25 protein-coding genes and 1 riboswitch are annotated in these 20,576 nt (G+C 31.6%); of the genes, 2 read left to right on the top strand and 23 right to left on the bottom strand.

The genetic code is table 11. The features are described from left to right. Positions 1-25 precede the first annotated feature (25 nt). Entirely contained in the window at positions 26-241 is a 216-nt protein-coding gene (locus CD041_RS02325) for an SA1362 family protein (RefSeq protein ID WP_002459027.1), read from the top strand. Positions 242-689: 448 nt separating this feature from the next. On the opposite strand, the gene lipM is transcribed toward CD041_RS02325, so the two are convergent. Continuing rightward, positions 690-1,520 carry an octanoyltransferase LipM gene (gene lipM, locus CD041_RS02315; protein ID WP_002459026.1) on the bottom strand — a complete coding sequence of 277 codons (831 nt, stop codon included), beginning with the start codon at positions 1,518-1,520 and terminating at the stop codon, positions 690-692. Positions 1,521-1,670: 150 nt separating this feature from the next. On the opposite strand from lipM, the gene CD041_RS02310 reads away from it, so the two are divergent. Next, positions 1,671-2,057: a rhodanese-like domain-containing protein gene (locus CD041_RS02310; protein ID WP_002459025.1), complete on the top strand. Its 387-nt coding sequence runs from the start codon at positions 1,671-1,673 to the stop codon at positions 2,055-2,057. A gap of 305 nt (positions 2,058-2,362) precedes the next feature. Here the strand turns inward: CD041_RS02310 and gcvPB are convergent, their stop codons facing one another. The 22 genes from gcvPB to CD041_RS02195 all read right to left on the bottom strand — a co-directional run bounded on the left by gcvPB (position 2,363) and on the right by CD041_RS02195 (position 20,533). Further along, complete coding sequence (gene gcvPB / locus CD041_RS02305) at positions 2,363-3,838, bottom strand: aminomethyl-transferring glycine dehydrogenase subunit GcvPB (RefSeq protein WP_002478135.1); 1,476 nt, start codon at positions 3,836-3,838, stop codon at positions 2,363-2,365. Continuing rightward, the gene (gcvPA, locus tag CD041_RS02300; protein ID WP_002478134.1) at positions 3,828-5,177 is read right to left on the bottom strand and encodes an aminomethyl-transferring glycine dehydrogenase subunit GcvPA; all 1,350 of its coding nucleotides are present in this window, start codon (positions 5,175-5,177) and stop codon (positions 3,828-3,830) included. Before gcvPA ends, gcvPB begins: the two co-directional genes overlap by 11 nt. A 16-nt stretch (positions 5,178-5,193) precedes the next feature. Then, positions 5,194-6,285 (bottom strand): glycine cleavage system aminomethyltransferase GcvT, encoded by a 1,092-nt coding sequence (gene gcvT / locus CD041_RS02295; RefSeq protein ID WP_037544364.1) that lies wholly within the window; start codon positions 6,283-6,285, stop codon positions 5,194-5,196. A 73-nt stretch (positions 6,286-6,358) separates the two neighbouring features. Continuing rightward, positions 6,359-6,458, bottom strand: a riboswitch (glycine riboswitch). Further along, positions 6,455-6,973, bottom strand: a complete 519-nt coding sequence (locus CD041_RS02290; RefSeq protein WP_002459021.1) for a shikimate kinase — start codon at positions 6,971-6,973, stop codon at positions 6,455-6,457. It overlaps the preceding riboswitch by 4 nt. 153 nt (positions 6,974-7,126) lie before the next feature. Further along, the gene (locus CD041_RS02280; protein ID WP_002459019.1) at positions 7,127-7,486 is read right to left on the bottom strand and encodes a competence type IV pilus minor pilin ComGF; all 360 of its coding nucleotides are present in this window, start codon (positions 7,484-7,486) and stop codon (positions 7,127-7,129) included. A gap of 61 nt (positions 7,487-7,547) precedes the next feature. Beyond that, positions 7,548-7,841, bottom strand: a complete 294-nt coding sequence (locus CD041_RS02275; RefSeq protein ID WP_070648483.1) for a hypothetical protein — start codon at positions 7,839-7,841, stop codon at positions 7,548-7,550. Beyond that, positions 7,828-8,322, bottom strand: a complete 495-nt coding sequence (gene comGD, locus CD041_RS02270; RefSeq protein WP_225306455.1) for a competence type IV pilus minor pilin ComGD — start codon at positions 8,320-8,322, stop codon at positions 7,828-7,830. The genes CD041_RS02275 and comGD overlap by 14 nt, the downstream gene beginning before the upstream one ends. Continuing rightward, positions 8,255-8,569 (bottom strand): competence type IV pilus major pilin ComGC, encoded by a 315-nt coding sequence (comGC, locus tag CD041_RS02265; RefSeq protein ID WP_002459016.1) that lies wholly within the window; start codon positions 8,567-8,569, stop codon positions 8,255-8,257. The genes comGD and comGC overlap by 68 nt, the downstream gene beginning before the upstream one ends. Before the next feature lie 14 nt (positions 8,570-8,583). Beyond that, positions 8,584-9,648 carry a competence type IV pilus assembly protein ComGB gene (gene comGB, locus CD041_RS02260; protein ID WP_070648479.1) on the bottom strand — a complete coding sequence of 355 codons (1,065 nt, stop codon included), beginning with the start codon at positions 9,646-9,648 and terminating at the stop codon, positions 8,584-8,586. After that, positions 9,620-10,594 (bottom strand): competence type IV pilus ATPase ComGA, encoded by a 975-nt coding sequence (comGA, locus tag CD041_RS02255; protein WP_080606567.1) that lies wholly within the window; start codon positions 10,592-10,594, stop codon positions 9,620-9,622. The genes comGB and comGA overlap by 29 nt, the downstream gene beginning before the upstream one ends. Positions 10,595-10,640: 46 nt before the next feature. After that, positions 10,641-11,264, bottom strand: coding sequence for an MBL fold metallo-hydrolase (locus tag CD041_RS02250; RefSeq protein ID WP_002459013.1), 624 nt, complete (start codon positions 11,262-11,264; stop codon positions 10,641-10,643). Between the two features lie 3 nt (positions 11,265-11,267). After that, positions 11,268-11,591, bottom strand: coding sequence for an MTH1187 family thiamine-binding protein (locus tag CD041_RS02245; RefSeq protein WP_002459012.1), 324 nt, complete (start codon positions 11,589-11,591; stop codon positions 11,268-11,270). Then, on the bottom strand, positions 11,591-12,577 hold the full coding sequence (locus CD041_RS02240; RefSeq protein WP_070648477.1) for an ROK family glucokinase: 987 nt from the start codon (positions 12,575-12,577) through the stop codon (positions 11,591-11,593). The genes CD041_RS02245 and CD041_RS02240 overlap by 1 nt, the downstream gene beginning before the upstream one ends. Then, a complete protein-coding gene (locus CD041_RS02235; RefSeq protein ID WP_070648475.1) occupies positions 12,574-12,777 on the bottom strand; it encodes a YqgQ family protein in 204 nt (67 codons plus the stop codon). Before CD041_RS02235 ends, CD041_RS02240 begins: the two co-directional genes overlap by 4 nt. Continuing rightward, positions 12,761-14,218, bottom strand: coding sequence for a rhomboid family protein (locus CD041_RS02230; protein WP_002478127.1), 1,458 nt, complete (start codon positions 14,216-14,218; stop codon positions 12,761-12,763). The genes CD041_RS02235 and CD041_RS02230 overlap by 17 nt, the downstream gene beginning before the upstream one ends. Before the next feature lie 16 nt (positions 14,219-14,234). Continuing rightward, positions 14,235-14,771 carry a 5-formyltetrahydrofolate cyclo-ligase gene (locus CD041_RS02225; RefSeq protein ID WP_002459008.1) on the bottom strand — a complete coding sequence of 179 codons (537 nt, stop codon included), beginning with the start codon at positions 14,769-14,771 and terminating at the stop codon, positions 14,235-14,237. Positions 14,772-15,020: 249 nt separating this feature from the next. Continuing rightward, on the bottom strand, positions 15,021-15,170 hold the full coding sequence (gene rpmG, locus CD041_RS02220; protein ID WP_001830957.1) for a 50S ribosomal protein L33: 150 nt from the start codon (positions 15,168-15,170) through the stop codon (positions 15,021-15,023). A gap of 203 nt (positions 15,171-15,373) precedes the next feature. After that, entirely contained in the window at positions 15,374-17,455 is a 2,082-nt protein-coding gene (locus tag CD041_RS02215) for a peptidoglycan D,D-transpeptidase FtsI family protein (protein ID WP_070648472.1), read from the bottom strand. A 118-nt stretch (positions 17,456-17,573) separates the two neighbouring features. Next, positions 17,574-18,176, bottom strand: a complete 603-nt coding sequence (locus CD041_RS02210; protein WP_002459006.1) for a superoxide dismutase — start codon at positions 18,174-18,176, stop codon at positions 17,574-17,576. A gap of 225 nt (positions 18,177-18,401) precedes the next feature. Continuing rightward, the gene (locus CD041_RS02205) at positions 18,402-18,821 is read right to left on the bottom strand and encodes a Fur family transcriptional regulator (RefSeq protein WP_002459005.1); all 420 of its coding nucleotides are present in this window, start codon (positions 18,819-18,821) and stop codon (positions 18,402-18,404) included. 2 nt (positions 18,822-18,823) lie between these two features. Then, positions 18,824-19,663 carry a metal ABC transporter permease gene (locus CD041_RS02200; protein WP_002478125.1) on the bottom strand — a complete coding sequence of 280 codons (840 nt, stop codon included), beginning with the start codon at positions 19,661-19,663 and terminating at the stop codon, positions 18,824-18,826. A 78-nt stretch (positions 19,664-19,741) separates the two neighbouring features. Next, positions 19,742-20,533, bottom strand: a complete 792-nt coding sequence (locus CD041_RS02195; protein ID WP_172412353.1) for a metal ABC transporter ATP-binding protein — start codon at positions 20,531-20,533, stop codon at positions 19,742-19,744. Positions 20,534-20,576 lie beyond the last annotated feature (43 nt).

Here is a 20,576-nt window from a genome sequence, read left to right as displayed (position 1 = left end):
ATGAATTATATCGAGGAGTTTTAATGTGAAAAATTTTATATTTTATCTTGTTCTAGCTATAGCAGCTATAGGATTAATCTTGAATTTTAATGTATTCGTAGTTTCATTTGCCAAGACAATTTTTGGGCTTATCATTATCATCATAATTATTTATTTAATTTACTATTTCTTCTTTTTGACTGAGGATCAGCGCAAATACCGTCGTGCTGTAAGAAAATATCGAAAAAGACATCGTAAATAAGTACAATAAGACAGGGTCTGGGACATTAAGTTCTTAAACAATGTAAAAAGACAATTTCTATTAAAATTATTTGATAGAAATTGTCTTTTCCCTTATGTATTAGATAATAAATTATACGAAAGTGACTAATTTTTTAGCATTTAAAGGTAAAATTACATGTTAATACGTAGTATTTAAGGTGAGACTCCTGAGGGGGCCAACAAAGAGAAAAGCGAAAAGTATTTCGTCGAACAAAGTAAGTTGGGGAGGGGCCCCAACAGATAGGCTTTCGAAAAGAAAGCCAACGGACAAAGCAAGTTGGGGTGGCTGAAGCTGTCTCCTAAGAAAGCGTGCTAACAATACGAAGTATTGTGAAAATAGAGAACAGCAGTAAGATATTTTCTAAAAATTATCTTACTGCTGTTTATTATGGATTTACGTCACAGACCCTGTTTTATTAAAGAAGTGATTATTTTCTATAATTCCATTCATCTGAACGATATTTATCTTCGAGTTTTTTTACTTCTTGCAATTGTTCATCTGTCAAAGTGAGTGGCTTTAATTCTATACCTAATCCTTGTTTGAAACCTTTTTCAAATGCTTGTTCCATATCCGTGATAGAAATATAGTGATCAGCAATATCATTTAGGGCAACAGCTTTATCTACAAAAGCAGCTTTCATTTTACTTTTTAAACGCTCGTTTTTGAAGATAAACATATCAAATAATTCATCAACATCAACATCTTGAAGTAATGAACCGTGCTGAAGGATAACCCCTTTTTGTCTTGTTTGTGCACTTCCTGCAATTTTTCTCCCTTCAACTACCAATTCATACCAACTTGGAGCATCAAAGCATACTGCACTCCGAGGTTGTTTAAGCTTTTCTCTTTCTTCTTTTGATTTAGGTATAGCAAAGTAAGCGTCTAACCCAAGTTCTTTATATCCTTCTAATAATCCCTGTGAAATAACGCGATACGCTTCTGTTACAGTAGAAGGCATATTAGGGTGAGATTCAGGAACAATAACACTGTATGTTAGTTCTTTATCATGAAGAACACCACGTCCTCCGGTTTGACGTCTTACAAGTCCGAAACCTTTTTCTTTTACTTTATCAATATCAATTTCTTTCGTTAATCGCTGAAAGTATCCCACTGATAATGTTGCAGGATTCCACGTATAAAAGCGAATAACTGGCCCAATGTCACCACTGGCAACAAAGTTTAATAAGGCTTCATCCATAGCCATATTATAAAAAGGATCATGACTACCAGTATTGATAAAATTCCATGTTTCAGTCATAAAAAAACTCCATTCACTAATCTATATATTTCTATGCTAGCATTAAAGTAAAATTACTAAAATAATTTACGGAATTAGCATTAAATTATTTTGATAATTTGCGCCAACAGTCTTATAATTATAATATCGGTAATTTAGGGAGGATGCAAGATGAATATCTCTTTGATCATTGCTATAGCGATTATTGTTTTAATCATTCTTTACATGCTATATAATTGGATTTTGAACAAAAGATCCGTAACAGAATTAGATCAAAATGAATTTCATAGTGGTCTAAGAAAAGCACAAGTGATAGATGTGCGAGAGAAAGTTGATTACGATTACGGACATATTAATGGTGCCCGAAATATTCCTATCACGATGTTTAAACAAAGATTTCAAGGTTTGAGAAAAGATCAACCTATTTATCTTTGTGATGCAAATGGTATAGCAAGTTATCGTGCTGCAAGAATATTAAAGAAAAATGGCTACAAAAACCTTTATATGTTAAAAGGTGGCTATAAAAAATGGACTGGTAAAATCAAGTCCAAAAAGTAATACGATAAAAATTAGATGCGTTTGGGACATCATTAGAAAAATTAGCCAGTAAGTGAGTTTCTTGTAAATTCATTTACTGGCTAATTTATTGACTACACTTCCTATGATTGGCTTTCTTAGAGGACAGCTTTCAGCCACTTCAACTCGCCCCGCTTGAAAAATGGCTTCGCATTTCTTTGTGCTGGGGGCCCGCCACTAGCAATGTGCGCTCATGTGTTTTTAATATATGGAACTAAGATATTGGATTTTAGAAAAAATAAATCCCTTATAGAGAAACGTGCTTGTCTATAAGGGATTATTTATGATTATTCTTTTTCAGCGTGCAAATTTTCGAATTTTAATACTGGTTTACGTGCTGCTTGTGTTTCATCCAAACGATCAATAATAGTGGTATGTGGTGCTTCTAATACTTTATCAGGATCGTTTTTTGCTTCTTCTGCAATTTCAATCATTGCATTAATAAAGTGGTCGAGTGTTTCTTTAGACTCAGTTTCTGTTGGTTCAATCATCATTCCCTCTTCAACATTTAATGGGAAATAGATTGTTGGTGGATGTACACCAAAGTCTAGTAGACGTTTTGCCATATCGAGTGTACGCACGCCATGTTCTTTTTGTTTAGAACCGCTAAGCACAAATTCATGTTTACAATACTGTTCATAAGGTATTTCAAAATAGTCTTTCAAACTAGCTTTAATATAGTTAGCATTTAATACTGCAGCTTCAGATACTTCTTTAAGACCTTCAGCACCCATCGTTCTGATGTAAGTATACGCTCTTAAATAAATACCAAAGTTACCGTAAAATGGTTTGACACGTCCAATAGAATTTTCAATGTCATTGTCGTATTTATATGTTTGCCCTTCTTTAATAACCATAGGTTTAGGTAAATAGCTAGCTAATTCTTTTTTTACACCAACTGGTCCAGAACCAGGGCCGCCACCACCATGTGGACCTGTAAATGTTTTGTGAAGGTTTAAGTGTACGGCATCAAATCCCATATCTCCTGGGCGTACTTTATCCATGATAGCGTTTAAGTTCGCACCATCATAATAAAGTAATCCTCCTGCTTCATGTACGATTTCACGAATTTCCATGATGTTTTTTTCGAAAATTCCTAATGTATTTGGATTAGTTAACATAATAGCTGCTGTATTTTCATTAACAACACGTTTCAAGTCATCAATATCAACTTCTCCACGTTCATTTGATTTTACAGTGACAGATTTAAATCCGGCAAATGATGCAGAAGCAGGATTTGTACCATGAGCAGAATCAGGAACAATAACTTCATCTCGATGGCCTTCACCATTTTTTTGATGATACGCTTTGAAAATCATTAATGCAGTCCATTCACCGTGAGCACCTGCAGCTGGTTGAAGTGTGACTTCATCCATGCCAGTTATTTCTTTAAGTTCTTCTTGTAGGCTATAAATAATTTCTAAAGAGCCTTGAACTTGATCCTCATCTTGGAGCGGATGAGATTCAGCAAATCCTGGAATACGTGCAACTTTTTCATTAATTTTTGGATTATACTTCATCGTACAAGAACCTAAAGGATAAAACCCAGAATCAACACCAAAGTTTTTGTTTGATAACTCTGTATAGTGACGAACTAAGTCTAACTCAGCAACTTCAGGTAATTCCGCTTTTTCTTTTCGGATAAATTTCTCATCTAAAATTGATGATACAGCGTCGGTTTTGATATCAGATTGTGGTAATGAATACGCATATCTTCCTTCTTTAGATCTTTCAAAAATTAATGGGCTAGATTTACTTACCATTTAACTCACCAGCTTTCTTAACGAATGTATCAATTTCTTCTTTTGTTCTTAATTCAGTAACTGCAATCAACATATGATTGTTCAAGTCATCTGATACGGCACCAAGATCAAATCCGCCAATAATACCTTCGTCTTTTAATTGAGCGTTGATATCTGCAATTGGTTTATCAAATTGAACCACAAATTCATTAAATGATGTACCATCTAAAACTTTAAAATCATGAGACTTAAATTGTTCTTTTGCATAATTTGCATGTTCTAGATTTTGAACTGCAATATCATAAATCCCTTGTTTACCAAGCGCAGACATAGCAATTGATGAAGCTAGTGCATTAAGTGCTTGGTTTGAACAAATGTTAGATGTGGCTTTATCACGACGAATGTGTTGTTCTCTAGCTTGTAAAGTTAAAACAAATCCACGATTTCCGTGGTCATCTTGTGTTTCCCCAACTAAACGACCTGGTACTTTACGCATTAACTTTTTGGTCGTTGCAAAATATCCACAATGTGGCCCACCAAATTGTGCTGGAATACCGAATGGTTGCGTATCGCCTACTACAATATCTGCACCAAATGAACCTGGAGGTGTCAGTAAGCCTAACGCTAATGGATTTGCATAGACGATAAATAATGCTTTTTTATTTTCAATAAATGAATGGATTTTTTCCAAGTCTTCAATTGATCCATAGAAATTAGGATATTGTACTGCAACTGCAGCTGTATTATCATCGATAGCTGCTTCTAATTTGTCTAAATCAGTAACTGTACCGTCAAGATCTACTTCAACAACTTCGAAATCTTTGCGTACTTTCACATACGTGTCTAAAACTTGTAATGCTTGATAATGTAAACCTTTAGATACAACGATTTTGTTTTTCTTAGTATGGTTAAAAGCTAAGATACAAGCTTCGGCAAAACTTGTTATGCCATCATACATTGAAGAATTGGCAACATCCATATTTGTTAATTCACAAATCAGTGTTTGAAATTCAAAAATAGCCTGAAGCTCACCTTGAGAAATCTCGGGTTGATAAGGTGTATAAGCGGTATAGAATTCTGATCGTGAAATCATTGCATCTACGACAGATGGTGCGTAGTGATCATATACACCAGCGCCTAAAAATGAAGTATGCGTCTCTTTCGTAATGTTTTTATTTGCTATATTGTTTAAACGTTTCAATAAAGTGGTTTCAGACTCTCCACTAGCAATATTTAAATTCCTATTTAAAAGAATATCTTTAGGTACATCTCCAAATAGGTCATTAATAGATTTCGCACCAATAGTATCTAACATTTCTTGCTTATCTTTATCAGTTAATGGAATATAACGATGACTCAAAGTACACACCCCTTAATTATTTTTCAATTTGATTCTTTTTAACAATTTTAGCTTTTAATTGTCTTTTTCTAACTTGAACTAATAATTCCCGTCCCATTTCAAATTCGTCACGGTTAATAATTGCTAAAGCAATAGATTTTCCAGATGTTGGTGATTGAGTACCAGAAGTGACTTCTCCAATCACGTTACCATCTAAATCCATAACTTCATAACCAGTACGAGCTATGCCTTTTTCTAATAATTCTAGGCCTACAGTTCTTCGTTTAGAACCATTTTCTTTTTGATCTTTCAAGACAGATTTACCGATAAAGTCTTCTTCAATTAAAGGTTTAGCTGCAAAGGCAATTCCGCCTTCATATGGTGTAATACTCTCTGTTAAATCTTGACCATGTAATGGCAACCCAGCTTCTAAACGTAATGTATCACGTGCACCAAGGCCACATGGTACAACATCGTGTTCTAACAAGCCGTTCCAAATATCAACAGTATCATTAATATCACAATAGATTTCAAAGCCGTCTTCACCAGTATATCCAGATTGTGATAGAATTACATTTTTTCCTAATAATTTTACATTTTGTTTGAATTCAAAAGGTTTCATTTCACTAACATCTATATCAACTAATTGACTGACTAAATCTCTTGCTTTTGGTCCTTGAATAGCTAATTGACCATATTTGTCTGAAACATTTGATACTGTCACATCAAACTTTGAACTTTGCTTTTCTATCCAAGTAAAGTCTTTATCAGTATTTGCAGCATTGACGATTAATAAATAATCATTATTTTCTAATTTATAAATTACTAAATCATCAATGACACCGCCTTCTTCATTACATAAAGCAGTGTATTGAGCTTTATTATCAGTTAAGTTGTTTGTATCATTTGAAAGTAAATATTGGACAAATTTACTAGCATCATTACCTTTAATAGCTATTTCTCCCATATGACTGACATCGAACAACCCAATATCATATCGAACTGCTTTATGTTCATCTTTAATACTAGTAAATTGAACAGGCATAGCCCATCCACCGAATTCTACAATCTTAGCACCACTATCTACATAGTTTTGATACAATGGTGTTTTTTTTAATTCGCTTGTCATTTAAAAACCCCCTATTATTTTATAAAAAAACAGGATAGCCAAAGCTACCCTGTTTATAAACGAATTCAGGATGCGTTACAGTATTATCCTTTTGCCTGAGAGTTTCGTTTATACAACTTGCACCTTCGGCGACAAAGTAGTTTAACTACTTTATGCTCTCTAATACTGATCAATCGCGATTTATGCTATTGATAATCTCTTCATAAAGTTGTTGAATAGAAAAACTACTATTCACTTTTATGAATGCGATTTCATTATATCTTGAAACCCTTGTTAAATACAAGCTTTTTAATTGGGATTTGGTTTTGCTTTTAGCATTAGGTCGATGTGAATCGTTAACAATTCTTTGATAAATTATATCGATGTCGCAATCTAACCATATCACATTTTGTTGCGTTTTTAGATAATGAAAGGAAGCATCATTTTCAATAATTCCCCCACCTGTTGCAATAATATCAAATTGCTGTAACGCTTCTTTTAAGTAATGATATTCTAACTCACGAAAATGTTGTTCACCACGTGTTGCAAATATTTCAGGTATTGATTGCTGCTCGTTTATTTCAATGAATTGATCTAAGTCAACAAAAGATAGAGTGAGCTTTTGAGCCATAAATTGTGCTAACGTTGATTTTCCAGTACCCATAAATCCAATAAAAATAATTGGTTTTGTAAAATTAAACAATGTCATCTTCCTTTTTTGAACGTCTCAATAATCTGATTATTGTAATACATTTCTAAATTATTTAAAGTCTTAAGCTTTACTGTATATTGTACCGTATATAAAAATAAAAGTGATAGATAAATTGTAAAAATTACAAGAAGCGCGATACTTATAAAAGCTTTATTGTGATAGGTATAAGTTTTTTTCATAAGTATTCATGACACCTCCACTTTGCAAATGAATTTTAATAAATTGATGGTTCACAATAGTAAAGGACGCTGACTGTACATCGTTTAATAAAATAATATTACCTTTGTGTGGATATTCTAAAATTATTTTATGAGATTGATATTTGAGCCATAGTAATTCATGATTCTTTTTTATCAGTATCTTCTGAGGAGTTTTGACTTCAAAAGTAGCATGCTGAAAAACTTTATTTTGGTGTAATGATATAGCAAATAATTCATATTCAACATCAAAAGCATTCGTTGCTTGATGAAAATAGTAATTTGCATTATGAATAAAGAGAGGAAGCAACATACAGAGGGTGAAGGTTATAAAAAGGGTTAATAGCATCTCAATTAACGTAAATGAAGCGATCCTAAATTTTAATACATGTTTTAATATGTGTCTGTGCATTTAAACCACAAATTGATGATGAGTTTAAATGAATATAATACTCATCAACAGTAACTCCTTTAGCTAATTCTTGAAATTTGTAGTGCTTAACTGCGTTTAGCATGACGTTTAAATTATCCAAATGATATAACTCCTCTTGATAATTATTAATTAATTGTTGAAATGAACTGATTATCGTCGTATATATTAAAACAACGATTAACAGTCCGAATAGACTATCAATAAGTAGTACACCTTGAAGTCTATATTTTTTCATAACGTATTCTCCCTTGGTCGATATTAAAAATTATTCTATAAGTTGCAGTTGGATATTTTATATAAAGAGAACCAAATTGGTTGATTTCTCCTTGGGCATTGAAAGTTAGAAGTGAAATATTAGATATACGGTAAATATAACCATTAGAGATACTAAAATGATACTTTTGACCATGTTGTTCAATCACTTTTATTTGATTACTGTTTTTTGAAAATAATAAAGTAATGGATTGATGATTCCGAAGTGCTTTAGATTTATAAAAGTCAAATTGATTGATTAGTAATGTTACATTATTATTGTGAGCAGATTGAATGTAATGATAAGTTGAAAGATAGCTTATTGAGATGAAAAGAAGAAGTTGTATGATAAATAAGGCAAGCATTGTTTCAATTAAAGTGAATGCTTTAGCTTTGTTAATTTGCAACTGCCTCACCATTTGATATGCTGATGGTTTCCCCAGATTTGCAATTCTTTTGACCATCTTTAATAAAACCCTCAGAAATTAAATCATCAATGCTTTTTGGAGATCCATTATGCTTTAGAGTATAGGCTTCTATTTGGCTATTGACCATCTTTACTTGTGCTTCACAACCTGTTGATTGTACATGTGCTGTTTGTTTGGCAATGTTTGGAATAATTAAGATAAGCAAGACACTAATAATTAGTAATACTAATAACATTTCTATTAGTGTAAACGCTTTGCATTTTTTATAAAAAGAAAATTTCATAATTAGCTCCTTTATTATTTAATTGTTTGAATCAAATTGAACATTGGTAACATGATGACTAGATAAATAGTGATGATAAAGCAACCTAAAATAATAAAGATGAAAGGCTGAATAAATTTTAAATGTTTATTGACTCTTTCTTCAAATTGCTGAATAAGGATTTGACTATAAAAGTGCAATTCTATATCTAATTTGCCACTCTTTTCTCCTTGTTCTAAAAATTTAATTAAATCATTTTGAAAACAAGCTTCATCTTTGAGAATTTGTGATAATGATTGACCTTGATTAGATTTTTCTAATAATCGCTGTCCAAGGTAATTTAAAAACATATCATTGTTCTGCTCAGTATATATAGATACTATTTTTTGCAGTGATATACCATTCTTATAAAACAATGCTAGTTCGTTAGCTAATTTATATGTCATTAGCAATTTATAATAGTTGTTAGCAATAGGTATATGAGTTATAAATTGTATTTGCTTATATACATCGATACGTTTTAAAAAGTATTTTATTATGAGTACAGAAATCATTAATAAAGTTGAGAATAGTAAAATAATATTAGGTAGGTAGCTGATAAGTATTGTAAGGAGATGTTGTCCTCGTGATACAGGAACATTCATAGTGTCATAAAGTTGTGTAAATTGAGGTAAGACAGTTAATTTTAAAGTTGTCAGTATGCCAAGAAAAACAATAATTAAAACGATTGGATATTGTATGGTTTTAATAAACCGTTCTTTTGCTTTGATATGTCGTTGCATATATTGAGCTGTTTGTCTTAATGAATTAGTAAATTCACCATACTGTTCTGCAAAATAAATTTGTGAAAGAATACCTGGAGAAAATGTTAATAATTTTAAAACTTCGTAGCAATTACCTCCGCTTTTTATAGTGCTTATTACTTGTGATGCTAACTGTACATTTTTAGAAAGATAATAAAAATTAAGGAATTTAAAGCTTTCAAGTAATGTAAAACCATTGTCTAACAGATTACACAAGCTTAATAACAACTCTGCTTGTTGTTTGTGAGTTAAAGGCTTGCGATGATAATTAAGTATATTTATTAGCAGTTTCTTCACAAATGACCCCTTCTTTTGACATGTTACCAATTAACTGTGATAAATGATGAAATGATTTAGGCAAGGTATGATTATGTTCAAAAAAGTATTCTATTTGATGATTTATCATCATTTCGCAAACCAATGCTCGTTGTTGATTTAGGGTGGTAATGAGTTTTTGATTAGAGATTAAATTAATTGATTGACATATTTCTTGAACTGAAATTCCCATTTCTAATAATCTTAATAAAGTTCCTTTGCAGTTGTTTGCGTGAATTGTAGATAATACTAAATGGCCACTTAAACTTGCCTGAATAACACATTTTGCGATACTGGCATCTCTAATTTCGCCAATTAAGATAACATCAGGATCACAGCGCAGAATAGCTTTAAATGTTGATACATAATTAATGCCTGCTTTATCATTTACAGATACTTGTGTAATGCCTGATATCAACTGTTCAACTGGATCTTCAATTGTAATAACATTTAAATTAAGCTCTTGTTGTGCATATAAAACCATTTGATACATCAGTGTACTTTTACCAGATCCAGTTGGACCACTAAATAATAACAATCCTTGCTTTTTATTCATAAACTGTTTGAAATCATTAAATTGGTAACACGTTTTATGTTGTTGAAAGTATTGTGGTACGATACGAATGACGCAACTTTCTGTACCTAATGATAGTGGTAAAGTTGAGATTCTTAAGTAATATTGTTGCTTATATTGATAGGTATATCTTCCACTTTGGGCGATTTGATGTGTTGATACATCTAAGCCAGCTTGAAATTTCATAAACGTTAACAGTTTAGTATAGATGCTTAAATTTAATTCTTCATAATCTACAAGTTGGTCATTAACACGAAATTTAATGATGACAGTAGTTTGACTTGGAATAAAGTGAATATCACTTGCATTCTGTTGTATCGCTTTGTTAACAATTTCCTTAAATAATATTTTCATAAAAGCACCTCCTACATATATAAACGTAGGAGGTGTTATTTTTACTTTAACCATTTAAATAGGGATTTAATTGTTCATCATCAACTGTCGTATAATCTCCGTGTCCAGGGAACAAAGGTAAATCGCCATCTAATTCAAAGAGTTTATCTTTGATAGAGTCAACTAATGTTTCGTAATCACCACGATATAAATCTGTTCGTCCTATGCCATTATTAAATAGTGTATCACCAACTATTGCAAAGTCATTAAAGACATAAGATAAACTACCTGGAGAATGTCCTGGTGTATGCAAGACATCAAACTCAAAGCCTTGAATATTTGCATGGCCTTCTTGAAGCGGCTTAGGTTTAGCTGTGCTAACAACTATTGGCATACCATATTGTTGGAATTTTTCAGATCCGTTCTTTTCTGGTGTAGTCAGAAAGCTGAATTCTTCATCATTCATATATAGGGGAACTGGATATTTTGCTAATACTTCATCAAGTGCGCCTATATGATCAAAATGCGCATGTGTTAATAAAACAGCTTGTAATGGTTTGTTAATTTGATTTAATTTTTTAAAGATTTTATCTACTTCACCTGCGGGATCAAATAAAATAACGGAATGATCATTTTCAACAAAATAAGTATTGGTATCAACTAAACCTAACGTTAGTTTTGAAATTCTCATAATTTATTCACCTTTGTTGTCCAAATGTTTTTGGACAGATTTTAGTTTATCATTCATTTTACGTTTTTTATCTCTTCGATCATCTATACGTAAATTCGTACAAACTCGGTCTAATCCTTTATCAAATGGTAATTCGTGTATGGCTTGTACTACTTCAAATAAATCTTTTAAATCGCCTTCTATTAAAGTATTCATAGGTGTTAATTGATAATCAATTTTCCCTTGGTCTTTAAACTCTTTTAATTTTGTTTGTATTTCTGCAATATATTTACTTACACTTGGTCCTTCTGTACCTACTGGAATAACAACTACATCTACAATAGCCATTATTTAACACCATCCTTTTCAATAATATAAGTTTTAATTAAACCGGCAGCGCCTGTAATACCAGCATCATTACCTAGTTTAGCTTGAACAATCTCTGTATTGTTCTGAGCCGGTTTGAACGCATAATGATGAAAATCAGTTTTGATGTTTTCTATTAATATTGCACCTGCTGTAGACATACCACCACCTAGCACAATATATTTAGGGTTACTAGTTACACTAATGATACTACATAAATAGCCAATATGATTAGCAACCTTTTCAGTGATAAAAATACAGAATTGATCACCAGCTTTTGCTGCATCAAAAACTGCTTTTGCAGTAACTTTATTTTCTTTAATTAAAGGTAAAATTGATGATTTAAAAGTTAATTTTGGATAATAAAAGTTAACTAAATTAACCACACCAGTAGCTGAAGCAACAGTTTCAATACAACCAGCATGTCCACAATTACAATCAAATCTTTGATCAAAATCTGTTCGAATGTGTCCTAATTCCGCACCTGAACCATTGTGTCCATGAACTAATTTTCCGTTAGAGATTACGCCTCCGCCAAGTCCAGTACCAAGTGTAATAGCTACAACATCATCGGCACCTTTGCCGGCACCTTTATGTTTTTCGCCAAGTGCTGCAACATTAGCATCATTATCTACATAAATTGGACAATCAAGCATTTTGGAAAAAATTTCTCTTACATTTACATGGTTTGGCCAATGTAGATTAACAGCACCATATACAACACCACTTTCAAAATCAACAGGACCAGGAACTCCTATCCCAAGGCCTATTACATTGTCCATTGTGTAATTTTGTTGTGGTAGTTGTTTTTCAAATGATTGTTTAATTTGTGTTAATAATGTCACACCTGATGGATCAGAAGTATCTGTATGAATCGACCATTTTTTTAATTGATTCAATTGTTCATCAAAGATGCCTAGTTTACAAGTTGTGCCACCAATATCTGCTGCTAAAATTATGTTCTTCATTTGTGTTCATTCCTTCTTTGGTTAATAATCAATAAACTTTTTAAATAAGTATCTTTTGAAATAAGCTGATAATCAAATAAGCTTCTAATCTCTTGTGCCATCATTTCACACGTATCTTTTGGATTTTTAAAATAAATAATATAGCCAAATTCTTTAAGTAATTGTTGAACATCATAAAAATTATTAATTTTTGTCTTCATTGACTATTTTCAACTCTTTTTTTAAATTTAAATAATCCGCATTGTTGGGTTCTACCTTTAAAGCATGATTAATATATTTTTCAGCTTTTTTATTGTCACTAAGTGATCGATTTGCGATAGCTAATTCATAATTTAATAATCCTGAATTAGGATAATTGCGCAATCCCCTTTCCCACTCAGCAATGCTCTCAGCTTTAGATTTGGTAGCTGCTGTAATTAACCCCTTTAAATAGTATGTTTTAGCATCATCATAATGATTATCCAACGTCTGTGAAACTATTTTTTCGGCTTCGTTATAGTTATAATGATTCATTTCATCTTCTATAAGAATATTGTAAATATTATCTTCTTTAATCGTGAATATTCTAACCTGCAATAAAATGAAAAGTATTAAAAATACGATTAAGAGCAACCAAAAAATATTCCGATTCGCTTTATAATAATAGCCTATATAGATTAGTAATAAGCCAGATATAAAACCACCAAGGTGTGCCATGATATTAACGTTTGATAATAACAGCGAAAACCCAATTAGTATAACTAATGCAATCAATAATTGGCCAATCATCTTACGAGAATAAACTTTACTTATTATCATCATTGCTATTATGGCACCTATAAGCCCAAAAATTGCCCCACTAGCACCAGCTGAAACAGTATCAGTATTAAAAGACAAAGATAAAAAATTTCCGAAAAGTCCAGAAATAATATATAAAATCAACATTTTCATTGGGCCTATAATCGCTTCAACAATTTTACCAAATATAAAAAGCGATAGCATATTCATCAATATATGTTCAAAATTAAAGTGTAAGAACATCGAAGTAATAAGTCTATACCATTCTCCATGAACAACGTTAAAGTGGACTAAACCACCCATGTCTAAGAGCTTTATATTTGAAAAGCGATTTAATAGTAATATCATGCTAAGCCAAATTACAATATTTATAGTAATTAAACTATAGGTAGCAGGAGAAAATTTTGCCATATATTTGTCTAGAGGATTTTGATTTAGCACTCTTTTTTTGTAATAAGCTGTTGTTTTACTATCTTTTTTATTAAAAAGACGACGTAAAAATTTATTCGGTATACATTGTTGCGCATCAGCTTCAGACGCTATTATTTTAACACTTATTTTTAACGGCTGTAATTCTTGTAAATCTTCAATGGGGACAGGTTTGTCCGAAAAGTAGTAAAAATCACAGGTTTTTGGTTGGAAGTTAAATTTTAGCGCAATATCATTGATGTTTTCTTTAATCTTTGATTTGTCAAATCTAATTTCTTGTGATGAGTTAACGGTATCTTTAATAATAATGAGAGACTGTTTTTTTCTATTGCATAACCATAGTTCATGCTGTTCGCTATTTTGATATATATAGTCATAGTTTAAATATCTAATCCAGTAATAACTTGATTTCCAATAAAGTTTTTCTAATTTCATGGCGTCCTCCATAGCGCTATGTTGTATAAATAATTAATTGATCCACAGCCTGATCATAATAATCAGTTGCAAAGTTCACGATTTGGAAATCATAAACTAAACTAATCGTATGAGAAGGATGTTCACTTAAAAAGCGGTCATAATATCCGCCCCCGTAGCCTATTCTATATCCGTCTTTATTAAAGGCTACACCAGGGACAATAATTAAATCTAACTCATTGGTTGTAGCCGTGTTTGAAGTAGAATAATTAATTCCTTTTGCATCTTTACTTATATCATTTAATGATAATAATTGCTTAAATGTCATATGATTTTCATTATAATCAGTGTGAGGAACATATATTTGTTTTCCCATTTTAATTGCCGTTTCTATAATGTCATATGTATTCACTTCATGGGGCATAGAAAGCACGATAGAAATTTTTTGAGCTTTTTGAAATACTTCTTGCTGGAATAATTGACCCTTTAGCCATAGGTCTGCAGTTTTTTTAGAAGAAGCATCAAAAGATTTCATCTTTGAAATCATATTTTGACGAATTTGTTTTTTAGTCAATCTATCACCCTCTTATCCACTTATTATAACGTTTATAAAATATATTGTCATTTATACAAAACGATAATTTGTAATAATTAAAACGGTTTGAACATAAATAAAACGGATTAAAATTGCAACACCTAAATCTTTTTATCTGTATGATTTCTATTCAAAGCCAATAAAAAAGCCAGTAAATGAATTTACAAAACTCACTTACTGGCTAATTTATCTAGGAATAATGTCCTAGCTTGTCAAACCATTACCAAATTATTTAGTTTCACGGTGTAAAGTATGTTTATTATCACGTGAACAATATTTTTTCATTTCAACACGTTCAGGATTATTTCTTTTGTTTTTAGTTGAGATGTAGTTTCTGTCACCACATTCTGTACAAGCTAATGTAACGTTTACGCGCATGATTATACCTCCTTACCTTATCTAAATACGACTTATTAATCATACCACTATCATACTTAATTGAAAAGTACTATTTTTAATTAGCTGTGTTAATAGCTGCTAAATGAACACCTATACTTCTGCAATGAATATTAAGTCTTAAGTGGATTGTTGATGTATTAGACGGCTATTATTGTTAGCTTAAACCTATATACATTTTGATGTTAATCTGTTTCATTATTACCATCGTTATCCTTTTTATCGGCATGATCTTTAAAATAGTAATTAATAATATCTCTTCCTAAATCGCCACCGTTTAACCATGGTGGTGGCACCGGTTGATTTGTATAAACGATAGAAAATGCTAATTGTGGATTATCTATCGGTGCATATCCAATATATGTTGAATTAACACGTGATTCGCCATTTTGGAAGACTTCAGCTGTACCTGTTTTTCCTGCAGAAGGCACAGTGGTTTTATGGAAACTTGCATATCCAGTACCGTCTTGTTTATTAAAGGCCATTTTAAAGCCTGCTTTAACTTCATCAAGTTGATCTTGTGTATTATTGACTCTATTTAATACGTTACCCTTAATTTTTTTCTTAAGTGGTCCTAACTCATCGGTATTTGTAGAATCATGTATTGCAAGACCGATATGAGGTTGTATGCGATATCCGTTATTAGCAATTGTAGACACATATTGCGACAATTGTATTGGCGTATAGGTATCGTATTGTCCTATCGCTAAGTCTAAATAATTACCAGGATTATTTGTCAATGGTGCCGTTTGACCTGCAGTTTCGTTTGGTAAATCAATGCCAGTTTTTACTCCTAAGCCTACTTGATTAAGGCCTTTACGAAGTTTTTGCCCCGCTGCTGAGATATCGGTTGGTAATGTCATGCCAGATGAATATGGATCTCCAGCTAATTTTAATGCAGTTTTAAACATATATACGTTCGATGAATGCATTAAGGCTTCTTTGTCATTGATTGTAATACGATTATTTTTATTAAAATAAGAGCGTTTAGTGAGTCCGCCTCTGAAATGTAGTGGTTCGTCTACCATTTCTTCACCAACTTTTATGGAGTTATTTTGATATCCAGCAAGTAGTGTGCCACCCTTCACTGATGACCCAACTGCGAACTGTGCTGTGAAGTTACCAATGTCATAGTCAGTTAGCTTACCATTTTTATCAATTTGTTTACCAGCCATTGCTAAGATATCACCGTTTTTAGGGTTTTGAACAACAATCATAGCGTTATCCATATCTTTTGCACCCTGACTTCTTAATTTATTAATTTGCTTTTCTAATAACTCCTCAGCTTTTTTCTGTAAATCGATGTCTATAGTTAGTTGTAAATCATGACCACGTGCACCTGGATTGATTACTTCAGAATTAATAACACGTCCTGATTTATCGGTCGTATATTTCATTTCTTTTTTCTTACCACGTAACACATCTTCATATTGATATTCCAAATATGACTTGCCCACACGATCATTTCTAGAATAGCCTTTAGCAAGATATTGTTCCGTTAATTCTTTAGGTACACCTTCAGCAGGTGTAGAAACATTACCAAAAATACCTCTTAGGCTATCACCATAAGGATATTTACGATCCCAATCCATAGTTGTATTAATGCCAGGTAATTTATTTAACTGTTGAGATACGGCTGCATATTCTTTTTCTGAAACATCTTTATTTTTAATCATTTGTGGGTCTAAAGTTGAACCAGCTGACATTTCTCTATAGATTGCTAGTACTTGCAAATCATCTTTAGAGAATGAATTTAATTGCTTTTTACTTATTTTATTATGAAGTGCTTCATCGTATTGATCTTGAGTAATACTACCATCATCAATTAAGTTTTGTTCTTTTGTCATCATTTGCTGGGCTTGTTTCGGATGAAGTTGTATCCAAAAGTCTTGTTTGTCTCTAGTTGTTATTTTATCTGTATCCATATGAATTAATTTGGCTAACTTTTTAGCCGTGTCTAACATTTCTTGTTGGGATGTTTTCTTAGATCTCGTATATGTAATAGCCATTTTTGAAGCATTATCTACAAGCACTTTGCCGTTTCGATCTAATATACGTCCCCGTGGTACAGATTCATTTACAGTGATATTTTCGTTATCTTTGATTTCTTGTTTGTAATGTGAGCCTTGTGCGATTTGCAAGTATCCTAATCTGAGTACAATTATTACAAAAATAAAGACAATGAGTCCGAATATAAAATTAATGCGGTGATTCATTGTATTTCTTATTTTTTCATCGTTTGATTTTTCCTTTAACCTTTTAAGCAAAATAACCTACCTCTATTCAACTTCTCTACTATCAAATGATATATGAAATCGCGAGATATTTCTATTATTTTGGTAAAAAAATAACGGTCTCGATAGCGAGACCGTGATATGTGACTAATTATTTTTGAGCTTCATTATATAATTCGTCAACTTTTTCCCAATTTATCACATTCCAAAATGCACTAATATAATCAGGACGTTTATTTTGATATTTTAAGTAGTATGCGTGTTCCCATACATCTATACATAAGATAGGTGTTTTTCCTTCAGTTAATGGGTTGTCTTGGTTAGGCGTTGTAACAATTTCTAATTTACCGTTATTTACAACTAACCATGCCCAACCTGAACCAAAACGACCTGCAGCTTTGTCAGCGAATTCTTTCTTGAATTCATCTAAAGAACCCCATTGTTCTTTAATTTTATCAACTACAGTACCTTTTTCTTCAGAATTAGGAGTTAAAAATTCCCAGAATAGTGAATGGTTTAAGTGTCCACCACCATTATTACGTACAGCTGTTTGAATGTTTTCAGGAACGCTATCTAAATTGGCAATAATTTCCTCAATAGATTTAGACTCTAAGTCTGTACCTTCAACTGCAGAATTTAATTTAGTCACATACGTATTATGATGTTTATCATGATGGATTTCCATTGTTTCTTTATCAATATGTGGTTCTAATGCATCTGCTTCATATGGTAATTTTGGTAATTCAAAAGCCATTATTAATCATCCTCCTAAATATGTTCTAACTCATAATAACAAGTAATCTGGGATACAACAAAGTATTTGCTTATCCATATACTATATTATTATTCTTACTATATTACTATAGCGCATTTGAAATTATTTTAAACATAAAACTAATATAAATACTTAAATGGAAGGAAATTCAGACTATTGACCTATATTTAAACATTTATTGGTATAAATATGATTGATGAAAAGTTAATGTGATTTATGTTGACAAGACTCACATGTACCATATATTTCAAGTTTATGCGTGTGGATATCAACGTTTGGTAAAAATTGTTTAACTTCATCAATTGGGCAATATTCAATGATTTTAGTATCACCACATTGTTCACAAATAAAATGGTGATGGTGGTGATTTGTACATGCAATTCTAAATTTCATTTCTCCGTCTAGTTCTGTACTTTCAATGATTCCTAAATCTTTAAATAAATGTAAGTTTCTATAGACAGTATCAAAAGAAATTCCAGGATAATGTTGATCTAATTGTTGTTGGATATGCTTTGCGTTAATATATTTATCTTTTTCAACAAAAATATCAAGCATGTGTTTTCTCTTATCTGTATATTTTAAACCATTATCTTTAAGGATTTTAATAGCATCATTTGTATTCATAATTAAACACCCTTTTTAAAATTTACTTTTTGTAGTAGCATAGTTAATCCTAGCATTATCACTAATAAAGCAACGATAACACCACCAGGAGAAATGTTCATATAAAATGCTAATACTAAACCTAATACAACTGACAATTCCCCTAGTATAATACTACTGATGATAAGTTGTTTAAAGCCATTTGTAATTCTCATAGAAATTGCAATAGGCAAAGTGATTAATGCACTTACTAATAAAATACCAACTACGCGCATGGATGCTGAGATTACCATAGCCACAATAATAATAAATAAGAATTGTATCCATTTTGGAATGCCGATAACGGTAGCATATTCTTCATCAAATGATAGGATAAACATTTCTTTGTAAAATAGCATGACAAAGCTGAATACAATTATAGTAATAATAATAATTGTCACTAAATCACTTAAACTTACTGCGCTAATCGATCCAAAGAGTAATCCAACTATTTCTTGATTAAAACCATCTGCCAAAGATATAAATATGGCACTTAAAGCGATACCTGCACTCATAATTATTGGGATAGCTATTTCTTGATAATTTGTATAAGAAGTACGTAATTTTTCAATAAGTAAGGCACCTATGATTGCAAAAAGTATGCCAAACCACATTGGATTTATGATAATGAGTGCAGGAAAAACGGTTAGTATAAACATGCCAAAAGATATTCCACCTAAAGTGACATGACTTAAAGCATCAGCAATAAGGGATAATCTACGAACCACAATAAATGCGCCAATCAATGGTGCAATAAAACCTATTAAAAGTCCGCTAATCAATGAGTATCTCATAAAATCAAAGTTTAATAATGCATCGATCAAAAGTAAACACCTCTAATCAAACTTGTGTGATAATGATATACATTTAATAACATAATCTGACTCCTAGTGATATTAGTATTATGATTTTTGACAACATTGTCGGTTATGTTGATGGTCAACAAATTGTATTGGGTGACCATAAATTTTAGAAATTTCGACTTCATCCAAAGATTTAAACGCTTCTGTTGTACCATGAAAATGAAGATGTTTATTTAAACAAGCCACTGTTGTTGCAGTATCTGCTACAACACCTATATCATGTGTAACTAAAATGATAGTGATGCCTTCTCTCTTTAATGTTTCTAATGTTTCATAAAATTCACTAACATGTTTAGCATCAATGCCATTAGTGGGCTCATCCAATACAAGTACACTAGGGTTAGATATTAGTGCACGTGCAATAAGGACGCGTTGTTGTTGACCGCCAGAAAGTTTGGCAATATTTTTATGCATTAAATGACTAATATTCAATTTGTTTAAGACATGTTCTACTTGTTGATAATCGTTTTTATTAAAGTGTTGAAAAAGTCGCTTTGTTTTCGTTAAGCCACTCATAACGACTTCTCTTACACTTGCAGGAAATCCTGCATTAAAAGCAATTGCTTTTTGTGATACATAGCTTATTTTTAATGATGACTTTTTCTTTTTATATTGTTGCCCATCTACATAAATGTCGCCAGTTTGCAACGGCAATAATCCGAGGATAATCTTTAACAACGTTGACTTCCCGGCACCATTTGGACCGACAATTGCTAAAAAGTCACCTTTATTTATTTTAATATTAATATTTTCAAGAACTTGCTTATGATCAAAATAATAATTAATATTTCTCAATTCAAATACTGGTGTTGACATCTTTTCACCCCGCAATTTACTATACATATATTTATAAAATTTGTAAATAGTAACCTTT

The sequence above is a fragment of the Staphylococcus lugdunensis genome (genome assembly GCF_002901705.1).
GTDB classification, from domain to species: domain Bacteria; phylum Bacillota; class Bacilli; order Staphylococcales; family Staphylococcaceae; genus Staphylococcus; species Staphylococcus lugdunensis.
The sequence above is the reverse complement of the archived record's forward strand: the minus strand, read 5'-3'. Positions and strand labels throughout refer to the sequence as shown.